Below are 12683 nucleotides of genomic sequence, written 5' to 3'. Positions count from 1 at the left end.
AGCAGGTGTTCGAGGGCGGCGAGGATCTGAGCAAGGACTGAGATGCGGCGACCACCGGGCGCGCCTCAGACGAGGAGCCCTTGGAAGCCCTTCAAGGTCTCCGGGCACCGCTCGAGGACGACCTTGACGATTCCCTTGGCGGAGATGTCCTTGCTCCCGGACTCCGCCACGGCGCGGACGATCTTGTCGATCGACGCGTCGTCCGTGCGCTGCAAGCCCTCCTTGACGAGGTAGTGCCGCGCGAGCTCCTCCTCCATGCGTGCCCGCCAGCGTCGTTCGTAGTCCATGAGGAACGTCTCCGAGACATCGTCCGCCGCAAGCGCGCGGACCGCGGTCTCTCCCGCCCACTTCCCGGACAGGAGGCCGTTTAGGATTCCTGCGCCCGACAGCGGGTCGATGAGCCTCGCGGCGTCCCCCGCGAGCAGAAGCCCAGGTGTCACGCTCTTGGCCACGGGCATGGAGGCGCTCACGCCGCCGGCTACCTCCTCGATCACCTCGCCCTGCGCGAGCTGGGGGTGCCGCGCGACGAACGCGTCGAGGTATCCCTTGACCTCCGCGCGGTCGTGGAGCTTCGCCAGGCATACGCCAATCCCCACGTTCGCGATGTCGTCCCCTTTCCAGAAGACCCAGAGGTAGCCACCGGGGGCCTGGGACCCCAGGTGGAAGTCGATCGCGTCGGGCTCGCCGCGGATCCCCGCCAGGGTGTACTGCAGGCACGACGCGACGTCCCGCATGCGGAGGCGCGTCGTGAGGCCGGCCCAGCGGCCCACCTGGCTCTCGAATCCGTCCGCGCCGATCACGAGCCTAGCGCGGACGTCGAAGAACTGGCCCATGTGCTGGCACCGAGCTCCCACGACGACGCCGTCCTCGCGGAGCAGGTCGACCGCGCTCGTCTTGATCAGGATCTCCGCGCCGGCCTTGGAGGCGTCCTTGGCCAAGAAGCGGTCGAACAGGTCGCGCTCCACGACGAATCCGCTCTTCCCCACGCCCAAGGAGTCGATCGTGAAGCAGCTGCCGTCCGGAGAGAAGATCCGGGAGAGTTTGACCTCGTGCGCGATATACTCTCGGCTCTCGCGGACGCCAGCTTCCGCGAGCCAGTGCTTCCCGACGCCTTCGCCGCAGCGGACGGGCGTGCCGATTTCCTGGCGCTTCTCGATCATCAGGGTGCGCGCGCCGCCGAGCGCCGCGGCCTTCGCGGCCATGCTCCCGGTCGGCCCCCCTCCCACGACGAGCACGTCGACGTCAAGGTCCATGTGCGCCCCGCAGATGGCGGGGCGGGAGATGAGGGTTTTGGGACCCCGGAGAGCGACGCGGACGCCTTTGAGGAGCGGCAGGGCCGACCTGGGGAATGCACGGAGACACAGGAGACGCGGGGGATCGCTCCCGCCGTGGGCATTCGCGGCTTCGTATCCTCAGCTGATCGTGACGGTCCCCTGCATGAAGCCGGGCGTGACCATGGCCGTGGAGTCGCACGGGGTCAGGCAGCGCCACACGAACGTCCCCGTCGTGTCGAAGACCACGGTAAACGTGACCACCGTCGGTTGCGAGAGGCTCGTCGATGCGGGGATGGGCACGTTCAGGTCGTACGGGCTCTCCAGGATGCTGAACGTGTGGGATACCGTCGAGACGGGTATGCTCGTCGTGTTCTGGGCCGCCTCTCCCCACATCTGGACGCTCTCCGAATTCCCGATGGTCCCGGAGACCTGGGCGTCAGCCGTGCTCACAGCGTTCGTCCCGTTGTCGTAGTTCGTGATCGTGATCGTGACGGGCACTCCGGCGTCCACGCTGAAGTTCGCGGGGAAGAACTCGTCGAGACCGGTGCCCGGGTTGAACGCGACGGTCAGGTACAGATGCTCCGGAGAGGGACCCGATCCCGCGGCCGTCGGGTTCCTCATGAAGTACCCCCCGCCCGCACCGGCGGCGATTCCGATCGCAAGCGCCAAGGTCGCGACGATGACCGCGTTGCGGTGAGCTCGGCTCGCCGCGCCCGCTTCGCGCCCGCCTTCCGTCCCCGTTGACTCTTCCTCGGTCATGCTCTCGTCCACCTTCGATCCCACCCGGGCTCGCTCGGGTTCCGGCCGGTCCGCGCGAATGCCGACCACGAGCCACGCGACGACGGCGTACGTGGTCCACACCCCTCCGACGACCCCGATGATGACCAGGACGATGGCTCGGTCGGGGGGGAGCAACGGCGGTGGCGCCGCGGATCCGCCGAGGACCGTCAGGCTCATTGTGATGTTGCTCGACGTGTAGCCGGCATCGCCGTCGAAGACCACGCGGATCGTGTAGGTACCAGAGCTGGACGGCGCGAACGGAACGCTCGCGAGTCCCTGCGCGTTCGTGACCACGGTCCCGAGCGGCAGCCACCCGAACGTCGTCTGCCTCGCGAACGTGAGATTCTCACCCGGGATCGCCGCGCTCGTCACCGCATCGAGCAGCGTCGCGCCCAGCGTGGTTGGAGCCCCCGCGACCAAACCCGTCGGCGGGATGACCTGGATGCTCGTCGGGTCAACAGCGGAAGCCCGTAGCATGACGGGACTCGCGGCCGCCGCGGCCGGTCCTAGCGCGAGGACCACGAGCAACCCGACCAGGGCGACGCGGGACAGGGTCACGGGGTCACCTCCTCCCCCACGGGCCTCGGCGTGGGCTTGGCCTCCGGAGTCTCCTCAGAGACCTCCCACACACTTACGAGCGGGAAGAGTTTCGAGAACACGGCGTACAGGAGGACGAAGCCGGCGATGGCGCCCGCCGTAATCGACCACTCGACCCAGGTCGGGGAGTAGCTCGCCCAGTTCACCGGCATCTGCGGTGTCGCCATGGCTGGCACGACGATCAAGAGTCGTTCGAACCACATGCCCACGTTCACGCAGACCGCGGCGACGACGAGCCACGCGACACTCTTGACGCGGGTCAGGGCGAGGATGAAGACCGGGGCGAGCAAGCCGCCGACGACCATGCCCCAGAACAGGTACGCGTACGGCCCGAACGCCAAGGCGTTCAGCCACGCGGTGTCCGCGCTCTCCGACCCGTACGCCGCGGTGAGGTACTCGCTCAGGGTGAAGTAGACCAGGATGAGATCCAGGGCCAGCATCATCAGGCCGAGGTTGCGGAAGTGGAGGGGCTTGATCCACTTCTCCAGATGGTAGACCTTCCGGAAGACGGCCATCGCGAGGATGATCGTGGCGATCCCGGACAGGATGGCCCCGACGACGAAGTAGGGGCCGAAGATCGTGCTGTGCCACCCCACGCGCAGGGTCATGCCGAAAATCCACGACACGACGGTGTGCACGCTGACCGCGATCGGGATGATCAGGACGGCCATGATTGCGATCCCGCGCTTGAGCCGCCACCGCTGCCCGGGGTGGTCGCGCCACTTCATGGAGAGGAACCCGTACAACGCGCGGCGGAAGCGGCCGCCGACCTTCGCCTCCCGCATCGCCGCGAGGTCCGGGATCAGGGGCAGGTACAGGTACAGCAGGCTGCCCGTGAGGTACGTCGCGATGGAGATGAAGTCCCACAAGACCGCGGACTGGATGCGGCCGTAGAACAGGAGATTCAGGATCCGGTCCGGGTGGCCGAGGTCGATGATCGGGAAGAGGGCGCCCACGGAGATCGCGATCACCGTGATGGACTCCGCCATTCGGGTGATGGGCTTGCGCCACTCCGCGCCGCTCACGCGCAGGATGGCGCTGATCAGGGTGCCCGCGTGGCTCACGCCGATGAAGAACACGAAGTTCGAGATGTACAAGCCCCAGCTCACGTAGTCGCGCATCCCCGTGACGCCGAGGCCCGTCGTGAATTGCACGTAGTACGCGTACGCGCCCAGGGCGACGATCGCGGCGAGCGGGGCCACGACGGCGTAGAAGCGCCAGGTCGTCCGGCGCACGGGCGCGGTGAGACGCTCGAGATCGCTCTGCGGCACGATCTCACCTCCGCGCGGGCAGGTAGTAGACCCGCGGATCCGTCCCGAGCTCCTCCTTCCAGCGGAACCCACCCTGGGTCTGCAGCGTCTTCCGGAACGGGAGCGTCTCTCCCATCCCGTTCGTGACCGCGTCCTCGTTCTCGTTCCCGAAGTAGATCGCGCCCATGGGGCATCCGGTCACGCACTCCGGGAGCGTTCCCTCCCGCGCGTGGTGGGCGCAGAACACGCACTTCATGACGACGCCCTTCGTCGTAGGCCACGGCTCTTCCGGGGAGTACGTGTGGGCGAGGGCCGCAGGCGGGTACGAGGGCGTCGTCCAATTGAAGAACCGCGCGTTGTACGGGCAGGCGGCCATGCAGTAGCGGCAGCCGATGCAGCGGGTCTGGTCCACGAGGACCGTGCCGTCCGGGTCCACGTACGTGGCGCCGACGGGGCACACCTTCACACAGGGCGCGTTCCGGCAATGGAAGCAGGGTCGCGGCAGGTGGTACGTGCCGCCCGTGGCGTCCTGGACCGTGTAGACCTGAATCCATGACTGTCCCGAGGGGACGTAGTGGGCCGCGTCGCACGCCCGGGTGCACGCGCCGCAGCCGTCGCACTTGGAGAGGTCAATCATCATGACCCAGCTGTTCGACGTGGAGCCGCGGAGCCGCGGGTCGGCCGATGCGGGCACGATCCGGTCTGCGAGGAACTTCGAGCCGATGGCGAGGATGGCGACCGCCCCGGCACCGATCCCGGCCATCTTGAGGAACCTTCGGCGGTCCATGCCGTCCTTGCCAACCTGCGGCGCTTCGTCGCTCGCTTCCCCTTTTGCGTCGGCGTCCGGCATCTCGATCACCTATTCATCGCGGTGTCCCTTGTCCCCATCGTCTGCTGGTTGGAGGGTCGTCTGCATTGGCTTCCGAGACCAGCTGAGACGGTACTCGCAGAACGGATCCCCGTGGCCCATGCAGGCCATCTTCGCGGTCGCGACGTCGCCCATGGACTGGTCGATCCCCTCATGGAACCCCGCGTCCACGGCATCGCAGACGAGGCCGGGCATCTTCTCGGCGAGTTCGAGAAATGGGCACGTGTACACGCGGTACGTGAGATCGTCGGGCGTCCTCGCGACCACCTCGCCGACGACGCCGAAGTCCCGGAAGAGCCCGTGCAGGACAAGCTGCTCGAAGGCGTCGGGAGACCACTGCTTCAGGGCGGCGCGGGCGGCTGCGCCATCGAGGAGGTCCCGGCCGAGCGCGGTGCCCTTGGCTCGGAGGGCCGCCGTGGTCTGGTCCGGCCCCGTCGACTCGAGGAGTGCGCGAAGGGCGATCTCACCGAGGAGTTCGAAGTGGCGCTCCGGAAAGCCCACCCAGGCGTGGGGCGAGGCGCAGTACCGCGCCGCAGGGCGGCCGCTTCCCTGGGTCTTGGCCGGTGACGTCTCGCGGATCCAACCCTGTTCCTGGAGGACCGCCAAGTGATAGCGGAGGGTCGTGCGGTTCAGCTCGAGCTCCCGGCTCAGCTCGGGGAGGCTCATCGGCCGGATTGCGAGCGCATCGAGGATCCGCAGCCGGACACGGCTCCCGAGGGCCGCGAACGCGCGCTGCACCTGCTCGTTCGGCACCGGGATGGAGCGTGGAGTCGGTGCAAGGGGAGAGGGTCCGGGAAGGTCGGGACCCGTGGATTTCCTTCGTGCCGCGCGCTTCGCTTCCATCGTGCCTTCCGCAATCGTCCCCGTAGCGGTGCCACGATCGCTCGGGGGATTAGGGACGATTTTCAGCGGGGCACCGAGTCGCTGGCCTTTTGGCGATTTAGGCCATATTTTTCACTGAAATGTGTATCGTCTATATCTACGTATGTAGTTGGTCCACGTAACATCGTCCATCTCTCTGCGCCATGGAGGGCGACGAATCGCCCGGTCGATCGACGATCCGGATCCGCTTCTGGGGCCCTGCCCGGAAGGATTTAGGTTCTCTTTGTAAGAGCAGTCCTCCCACTCCATCTGCCTCGAGTACGGTTATAGCCGTACCCGGTCCGATGCAGTACGTACTCGGTGTGGAGTTGGTGTGCACAGTAGGTTCGGCTACTACAAACGTAGGAACTGCGTATGCCAAAACACGTATGCTCGGTCCCCTTGAGCAGGAGATTGTGGCGGCCCTCAAGGAGCTCCGCGAGGGGAACACTCGCGCGGTCCTGGAAGGTCTGCGTCGCCGCAACAAGCGCGTGGCGTACACCACGGTGAGCACGGTTCTGACGAGGCTGCAGGCGAAGGGCGTGATCGAGCGCAGGAGCGAGTCGTTCAAGGGAGGCGAGCGGTACATCTACGTGTACCGCGACATTGAGGACGCCTATATCGACGACCTCCTTGGCGGCCTGGTCAGCACGTTCGGACGGCCCGGGGTCGAGCATCTCGCGCACCGGCTCGAGGGGCTTGGTGAGGACGACCTCAAGCGGCTTCGGGAACGCTTGAGAGCCTGACAGGCGGAGCGTGGATCAGGGCTCCCGCGCGCGGCCTCCCGGACACCCTTTCCGGGCAAGGAGGTCCCTGCGTGATGCGCAGGATCCAATGAGGGATATGGGCGAGAGTCGCATTAGAGTCGGGCTAGTGCATGCTCCGGTCCCTGCGACCAGTGCCCCCCCGGCCTCACAAGATCGAGTCGGATTCGCACGGACCAACACGTATTTAGTCGAGTAGATGCATAGACAGGCCCATGGAGCTTGAGACCCGCAAGGTCCAAAAGCTCGGTTACTCGAGCGTGGGCATTTCCCTCCCGAAGGCCTGGGCCGCCTCGAACGGCCTCCGGCCCGGGGCGATCATCACCTTGGCCGTCGAGGACGACGGCAGCCTGCGAGTCAGGACGGGGCCGCTCGATGACCGCCCCATTACCTCGGAGGCCATGATCGATGCGGACGAATGGAAGGGCCCCGAGGCCCTGACCCGGGTCATCACGGGGAACTACCTCGTGGGGCGGAGCACGATCCGCGTCCGATGCCGGGACGAGCTCTCCCCGGAGCAGCTCCAGGAGATCCACGAGGCCGTCCGCGGCTTGACGGGCCTGACCATCGTGAACCAGGGGCCCAAGTTCGTCACGATCGAGAACTTTGCGGAGCCCACCCGCTTCCCGATCGAGGGCCTCCTGCGGCGCCTGCACTACCTCACGTCCCGCATGGAGAACCTAGCGCTGGGCATCCTCGCGGGAGCCAGCGCGGGGAACATCGAGGAGGTCATCCGCATGGAGGCGGAGGTGGACCGTCTGTACTGGCTCGTCGTGCGTCAGCTGCTCCTCGCGGCGCAGAACCGGAGCGTCGCCGGCAAGATCGGCGGAGGCGAGCCCCGCCACCTGCTCGGCGACCGCGTCGTCGCAGTCATGCTCGAGAACGTCGGTGACCTCTGGGAAGAGCTCGCGACCGGGAGCATGACCCTCCTGAAGCCGACCCGCCGGATCCCCAAGGAGTTCTCCAAGTCCATCGCCACGATCAAGGGGGAGCTCGAGAAGCTCATGGAGCTCACGATGACCGCGTTCTTCACGTCGAACCTCGAGAAGGCCGACGACGCCCTCGACCTCAAGGAGGCGCTCGAAAAGGATCTGAAGGCGTTCTCCCAGTCCTCCGGGCTCAAGTGCAACGGGAAGGGCGGGATCTGCAGCACGTGCACGTTCCTCCGCGCCGTCCTCCGCCCGATCGAGCAGGTCGCGAAGTACTACGGGACGATCGCCCAGGTCACGATCAACCGCTCCCTGGAGCCGGGCAAGGGAGAGGTCGCGGTGCCCTCCGCAGCCATCCCGTCCACGGCTCCGGCCGCGGGCGCGGACTGACCGCGGCGGCTAGACGCCGCCCCGGTCCCGCCTCGCCTCGTAGTCGCGGCGGAGGGCGGTCATCGTCTTCGTCTTCCCGGGACCCGCCTGGGGAAGTTCATGGACGAGGACGACGTCGTGCACGTGCGCGAGGAGCGGGTTCAGGCGGGCCTTGATCTGGCGCTCGAAGTCCTCCCGGAGCCGGCCCGCGAGCTCAGGGTCCTCGACGCGCGCGGGGTCCTTGGGCACCGCGTAGATTACGAGGCTGTGGCGCCCCGTGTCCCCGACATCCACCGCGACGGGCTTCGCGTCGTACACGAGCTCGTGGGCCAGGACGCTCCGGATCTCCTCCGCGCTCGACTTGACGCCGTAGATGTTGACCATGTCGTCGATCCGACCGTGGTGGCGGAGGTAGCCGCCCCCGAGTCGCTCGAGCTGGTCCCCGTGGCGGCGGAGGGTCTCCCCCTCCGGTCCGGGCGGCACATTTGCGAAGTATTCCTGGAAGTGGTCGTAGTTCAGAAGCTCGCTGGAGAGGCCGAAGGACGGCGGGATCAGGAAGACCTCGCCGCGGTCCGCGAGATGTCCGTCGTCCAGGATGACGAAGTCGATGCCGAGCGCGGGGGTTGAGAAACAGGACGGGGCGCAGGGCTGGACTAGGGTGCCCGTGATGTACCCGCCGCCGATCTCGGTTCCGCCGCAGTACTCGATCACGGGCTTGTACCCAGCCAGGGACATCAGGTAAAGCATCTCCTCAGGGCTCGACGTCTCCCCGGTCGAGCTGAAGCGCCGGATGCGGCTCCAATCCAGGCCTTCCATGGCGCCGTCCGCCTTCCAGCCTCGGACCAACTTCGGCACGACGCCGAGCAGGGTCACGCCCGCCTCGGCGACGAACGCGCCGTACGCGCGCCGCTGGGCCGCGCCGACGTAGAGGGCGATCGTGGCGCGGTTCACGAGGCTGCCGTACGTGAGCCAGGGCCCCATCATCCAGCCGAAGCTCGTCGGCCACGCGAGCACGTCGTCAGGGCGGACGTCGTGGTGGAAATGGGCATCCGCGGCCGCCTTGATCGGGGTCGTCTGGGTCCACACGATCGCCTTGGGGTCCTTCGTGGTCCCCGAGGAGAACAGGATGTTCGTGGGCTCGCCGGGCCGGGCCGGCACCGCGTCGAACGTGTCCCGGTCGCTCAGGAAGTCGGACCAGAGGATGTCGGAGGGACGGCGCAGGTGCGCGCTCTCGCGACCCTCCGTGGGGAGGACCACGGCCCTCGGGGCGCTAAGCTCCGCGACCTTCTCGTAGATCCCGTGCTCCTTCCCGTCCCGCACGTAGGCGTCGATTGTGAACACGGCCTTCGCGCCGCCGATCCGCAGGCGCTTCTCGACGTCCGGCGGCGCGGAGGCATCCGCGATGCCGACGACGCAGCGGCCCGCGAGGATCGCGCCCAGGTAGATCGCCACGGACTCCGGCGTCATCGGGAGGTCGAGCGCAATGCGCTCCCCTTGGGCCACGCCCAGGGCGTCGAGTCCGTTCCCGACCCGGGCGGCGAGCCGCCGGAGTTCCCCGTACGTGATCCGCCGGATCGTCGGGTCGGCCTCGGAGGCCCAGACGATGGCCGTCTTCGACGGCTCTGCGCGGAAGCAGCTCTCGGCAATGTTCAGCTCCGCACCGGGCAGCCACGTCGGGCGGGTCACGGGGGAGCGCGCGTCGCGGATCGCTTCCGGCCTCTTGCGGAAGACGATGCCGAGTCGGTCGATCGCGGCGGCCCAGTACGCCTCCCGATGCTCCGCGGTCCAGCGCCAGAAGTCCTCGTAGCGCGTGAGGCCGCGGGCGGCCATGACTTGGCCGAGATTGGACGCCGCCAGCGCGTCGGAGGGCGGAACCCTCGCGGGTCCGGGTCCTACCGCCGCGGGCCGTCCCTCGTAGGCCCGCCGGTACAGGAAGGCCTGGGCCGCGAAGCTGCTGCGCAGGGCGGGGGTCGCGCGGATCAGGGCGAGGAACTGGGTCCACAGCTGCACCTGGTCGTCGGGATCCGGGCGGTTGGGATGCCGGCGCACGATTGCCTCGATCTGATTGGCCAGGAGGCGCGATTCGTCCTCGGGCACGCTCAAGGAGGCCAGCGTCTCATGGAGGGAGGGAGCGCGCACGGGGCGCCAACGCGGGCCGTGCACTTAAGGGTGAGGCGGCTTGCGTTCTCGACCGGGGCACAGGAGCGGGTCACGTCGTCTTGCTGTCGAACGGCTGCCCCGGCCGTTCCGCGGCGACACTCTTGCGCGCATACTCCAGCGCGCGCTCCACGGCCTCGCGGGGCGTCTGCACGGGGACGAATAGGCTCGCTTCCACACCCGTCTTCTCCATGGGCCAGGTGTGCAGGGCGAACACGGTCTTCCCCTGGTCGAACGCGTGGGCCATCTCGCTCATCGTCCCGTACGACCCGTTGATCGCGATCAGGGCGTCCGCGGTGCGGATGATGACCAGGTTGCGGGCCGTGCTCATCGCGGTGGCGACCGGAAGGTCGATGTATGGGTTCGCGTCGGCCTTGTTGCCCGTGGGGAGGATGCCCAAGGTCAGGCCGCCGCCCCGCTTCGCGCCCTTGGCCGCGGCCTGCATGACCCCATTGAGGCCGCCGCAGACCAAGACGGCGTCCGCACGCGCGATCAGGTAGCCCACCTCCTCGGCCATGCGTAGGCCTTCCTCGGAGGCCGTGTTGCCGCCACCAATGACTCCGATCATGGGTTTTCGCGCCATGGGGGAATCCCTCACCACGGCCCCGTCCGATAAAAGACTTTTCCGGTCCAGAGTCAGCGGCGAGAACCAAGGGACCCCCGGAGATCTGCGGTCGAAACGCCTGGGCCGCCGTCACGCGTGCCGGACCCGTGCCTCGATGGCGTAGTGATACGGCCCCGCCGGGAACGCCCGGGTCGGGGTGAAGCCGGCGTCCCTCAGGATGGCCTTGGCCTCGTTCTCGTCGAGTCGGTGTTCCACAGGCGGGCCGAACGCCATCGCCTCCTTCTTCCAGTCCACGATCCCGAGGCGGCCCTGGGGCCGGAGGATGCGGCGCGCCTCGAGCAGGGTTCCAGGGCCGTCCAGCTCGTGGAGGATGCAGGCGAGGAACGCGAAGTCCACGCTCCGGTCCGCCAGGGAGATGCGGTCCTCCGTGGACCGCACGACGGTGACGTTCGTGATTCGCTGGGCGGAGAGCTTGGCTTCGAGGTCCTCGAGCATCTCGGGCGAGAGGTCCACGGCGTGCACGTGGCCCGTCCTTCCTACGGCCTCCGCGGCCGGCAACGCGAAGAACCCCGTGCCCGAGCCGATGTCCGCAATACGCATGCCCGGGCGGACCCTGAACGCGCGCAGAATCGCCCGGGGATTCAGGTAGGAACGGCGTTCCTCGCTGTCCAGGTATGGGCGGCGCTCGACGGGGAACTTGTGGCCTCCCGGGGTCACGGCGCCTCCATGGCGGAACCGCCGAAAAGCCTTGCCACGTCCGATGGCGGCGCGCTCGTGTTGGCCACCGGGCCGGGGTTTCGCAGCTCCGGTGAGTATACCTCTACTTAGAGGTATTTGCTGAAGGTCGGATCCGGCGCGGGCACATGGCATCGACGGACAGCGGTAGGCTGCTTCAGGGACTGAGGCATCCTAGACGCCCGCAAGGTCGGACTCGGCACCGGTCCCCGAGGCGGATGCTTTTTCTCCGATGGGCGCGTTGGCCCCGCCGGCGTTCGACATGGTGCGCGACCCCACGAAGGCGTACTTCGCCGGCAGCGACCGCGACCGGGCGGCGTTCGAGGCGGGCATCAAGCTGGGATCCATCCTCCATCAGTACGTAGGCGCGCCGCTGACCCGCGCGACGGCCAAGGACCTCGAGCGGGCCATTGAGTCCGCGACCCGGGTCCAGCCCCTCGTGGAAGACATCCGCGTCCGGATCGACCGGAAGCGGCTCCACGCCCGGGGGCCGTACAACTACGCCAGCGTGTCGGAGGAGATGCTCCAGGCCGAGGTCACCGTCCGCGTGGGTTCGGCCCGCGTGACCGCCATGCTCCGTTACGTCCCCGAGCTCGACTACCCCCTGATGTACTTGAAGGACGTGCGGGGCCCGACAAAGCCTTAATACCGCCATCCCGGGTTGGCGCCCCCTCAATGGCGCACGGCCGTGGCGGGGAGGTCGAGGTCAAGCTCCGCCGGGATCTCGGCCTCCTCGAGATCGTGATGATCGGGTTCGGCCCGACCATCGGCTCCACGGTGTTCCTCCTGATCGGCCCCGGGTATCTGATCGCGGGGCCGTCCCTGATCCTGGGGTTCCTCCTGAACTTCATCGTGACCATGTTCACGGCCATGGCCTACATGGAGCTGGGCTCCGCCTTCCCGGAGACGGGGGGCGGGTACCTCTGGATCCGGCGGGCCATGCGGGACCCCTTGGGCTTCCTCGGGGGGTGGATGTCCTGGTTCAGCCATACGATCGTGGCCTCCTTCTACATCTTCGGCTTCGGGCTCGCGGCCACGGTCCTCCTGAAGGTCTTCCTGGGCCTTCCGAGCCTCGTCCTCGCGCTCGGACCGATTGTGCTCAACGAGGCGGACCTCCAGAAGCTCTTCGCGGTCGCGGCCGCGGGTGCGTTCATCTGGCTCAACTACCGGGGGACGCGGCTCACTGGGCGCTCGGAGACCGGCGTCGCCCTCGGGCTCATCGCGATCGCGGTCGCCTTCATCGCGTTCGGCCTGCTCTCGATCTTCCGGCAGCCCGTGTTCCCCGTGCAGAACTTCGAGCCCTTCTTCCGGGGGACCGGGGCGATCGGGCAGTCCGTGGCCCTCCTGGGCGCGATGGGCTTCACGTTCATCGTGTTCGAAGGCTACGAGATCATCGCGCAGACGGGCGAGGAGGTGAAGCACCCGGAGCGGAACATCCCCCCGGCCCACTTCATCGTGATCGGCGTGTCCACGGTGATCTTCATCCTGATGGCCTTCGCCGCGGTCGGGATCGCGGGGAACTGCACCCCGGGGG

General features: G+C 67.8%; 12 protein-coding genes. 4 read left to right on the top strand and 8 right to left on the bottom strand.

Annotation, left to right across the window (positions count from 1 at the left end):
• Positions 1-65 precede the first annotated feature (65 nt).
• From VEY12_07605 to VEY12_07585, 5 genes are all read right to left on the bottom strand, one after another.
• Positions 66-1253, bottom strand: coding sequence for an NAD(P)/FAD-dependent oxidoreductase (locus VEY12_07605; protein ID HYM39992.1), 1188 nt, complete (start codon positions 1251-1253; stop codon positions 66-68).
• Between the two features lie 159 nt (positions 1254-1412).
• A complete protein-coding gene (locus tag VEY12_07600) occupies positions 1413-2612 on the bottom strand; it encodes a hypothetical protein (protein ID HYM39991.1) in 1200 nt (399 codons plus the stop codon).
• Complete coding sequence (nrfD, locus tag VEY12_07595) at positions 2609-3922, bottom strand: NrfD/PsrC family molybdoenzyme membrane anchor subunit (GenBank protein ID HYM39990.1); 1314 nt, start codon at positions 3920-3922, stop codon at positions 2609-2611. The genes VEY12_07600 and nrfD overlap by 4 nt, the downstream gene beginning before the upstream one ends.
• Before the next feature lie 4 nt (positions 3923-3926).
• Positions 3927-4751: a 4Fe-4S dicluster domain-containing protein gene (locus tag VEY12_07590; GenBank protein HYM39989.1), complete on the bottom strand. Its 825-nt coding sequence runs from the start codon at positions 4749-4751 to the stop codon at positions 3927-3929.
• Positions 4752-4760: 9 nt separating this feature from the next.
• Entirely contained in the window at positions 4761-5522 is a 762-nt protein-coding gene (locus tag VEY12_07585) for a helix-turn-helix domain-containing protein (GenBank protein HYM39988.1), read from the bottom strand.
• Positions 5523-6019: 497 nt separating this feature from the next.
• Here VEY12_07585 and VEY12_07580 point away from each other — a divergent pair, with 497 nt between their 5' ends.
• Together VEY12_07580 and VEY12_07575 are read left to right on the top strand one after the other, a co-directional pair.
• On the top strand, positions 6020-6376 hold the full coding sequence (locus VEY12_07580) for a BlaI/MecI/CopY family transcriptional regulator (protein ID HYM39987.1): 357 nt from the start codon (positions 6020-6022) through the stop codon (positions 6374-6376).
• A gap of 233 nt (positions 6377-6609) precedes the next feature.
• A complete protein-coding gene (locus tag VEY12_07575) occupies positions 6610-7713 on the top strand; it encodes a phosphate uptake regulator PhoU (protein ID HYM39986.1) in 1104 nt (367 codons plus the stop codon).
• A gap of 9 nt (positions 7714-7722) precedes the next feature.
• Here VEY12_07575 and VEY12_07570 read toward each other — a convergent pair whose 3' ends face one another.
• The 3 genes from VEY12_07570 to VEY12_07560 all read right to left on the bottom strand — a co-directional run bounded on the left by VEY12_07570 (position 7723) and on the right by VEY12_07560 (position 11131).
• A complete protein-coding gene (locus VEY12_07570; protein ID HYM39985.1) occupies positions 7723-9831 on the bottom strand; it encodes an AMP-binding protein in 2109 nt (702 codons plus the stop codon).
• A gap of 70 nt (positions 9832-9901) precedes the next feature.
• On the bottom strand, positions 9902-10432 hold the full coding sequence (locus VEY12_07565) for a TIGR00725 family protein (GenBank protein HYM39984.1): 531 nt from the start codon (positions 10430-10432) through the stop codon (positions 9902-9904).
• Between the two features lie 111 nt (positions 10433-10543).
• Complete coding sequence (locus VEY12_07560; protein HYM39983.1) at positions 10544-11131, bottom strand: class I SAM-dependent methyltransferase; 588 nt, start codon at positions 11129-11131, stop codon at positions 10544-10546.
• Between the two features lie 259 nt (positions 11132-11390).
• On the opposite strand from VEY12_07560, the gene VEY12_07555 reads away from it, so the two are divergent.
• Both VEY12_07555 and VEY12_07550 read left to right on the top strand, forming a co-directional pair.
• Positions 11391-11795 carry a dihydroneopterin aldolase family protein gene (locus VEY12_07555; GenBank protein HYM39982.1) on the top strand — a complete coding sequence of 135 codons (405 nt, stop codon included), beginning with the start codon at positions 11391-11393 and terminating at the stop codon, positions 11793-11795.
• Positions 11796-11824: 29 nt separating this feature from the next.
• Positions 11825-12683: APC family permease (locus tag VEY12_07550; GenBank protein HYM39981.1), on the top strand; the 859-nt coding region annotated here is incomplete at its 3' end.

It is taken from the genome of Thermoplasmata archaeon, assembly GCA_035632695.1.
Taxonomy (GTDB): domain Archaea; phylum Thermoplasmatota; class Thermoplasmata; order RBG-16-68-12; family RBG-16-68-12; genus RBG-16-68-12.
This window is presented reverse-complemented; position numbering and strand designations above follow the sequence as displayed.

Coding starts and splice junctions, on each gene's coding strand:
- VEY12_07580 (HYM39987.1), top strand. CDS start 6,020: ATGCTCGGTCCCCTTGAGCAGGAGATTGTGGCGGCCCTCAAGGAGCTC.
- VEY12_07590 (HYM39989.1), bottom strand. CDS start 4,751: ATGCCGGACGCCGACGCAAAAGGGGAAGCGAGCGACGAAGCGCCGCAG.
- VEY12_07575 (HYM39986.1), top strand. CDS start 6,610: ATGGAGCTTGAGACCCGCAAGGTCCAAAAGCTCGGTTACTCGAGCGTG.
- VEY12_07605 (HYM39992.1), bottom strand. CDS start 1,253: ATGGACCTTGACGTCGACGTGCTCGTCGTGGGAGGGGGGCCGACCGGG.
- VEY12_07565 (HYM39984.1), bottom strand. CDS start 10,432: ATGGCGCGAAAACCCATGATCGGAGTCATTGGTGGCGGCAACACGGCC.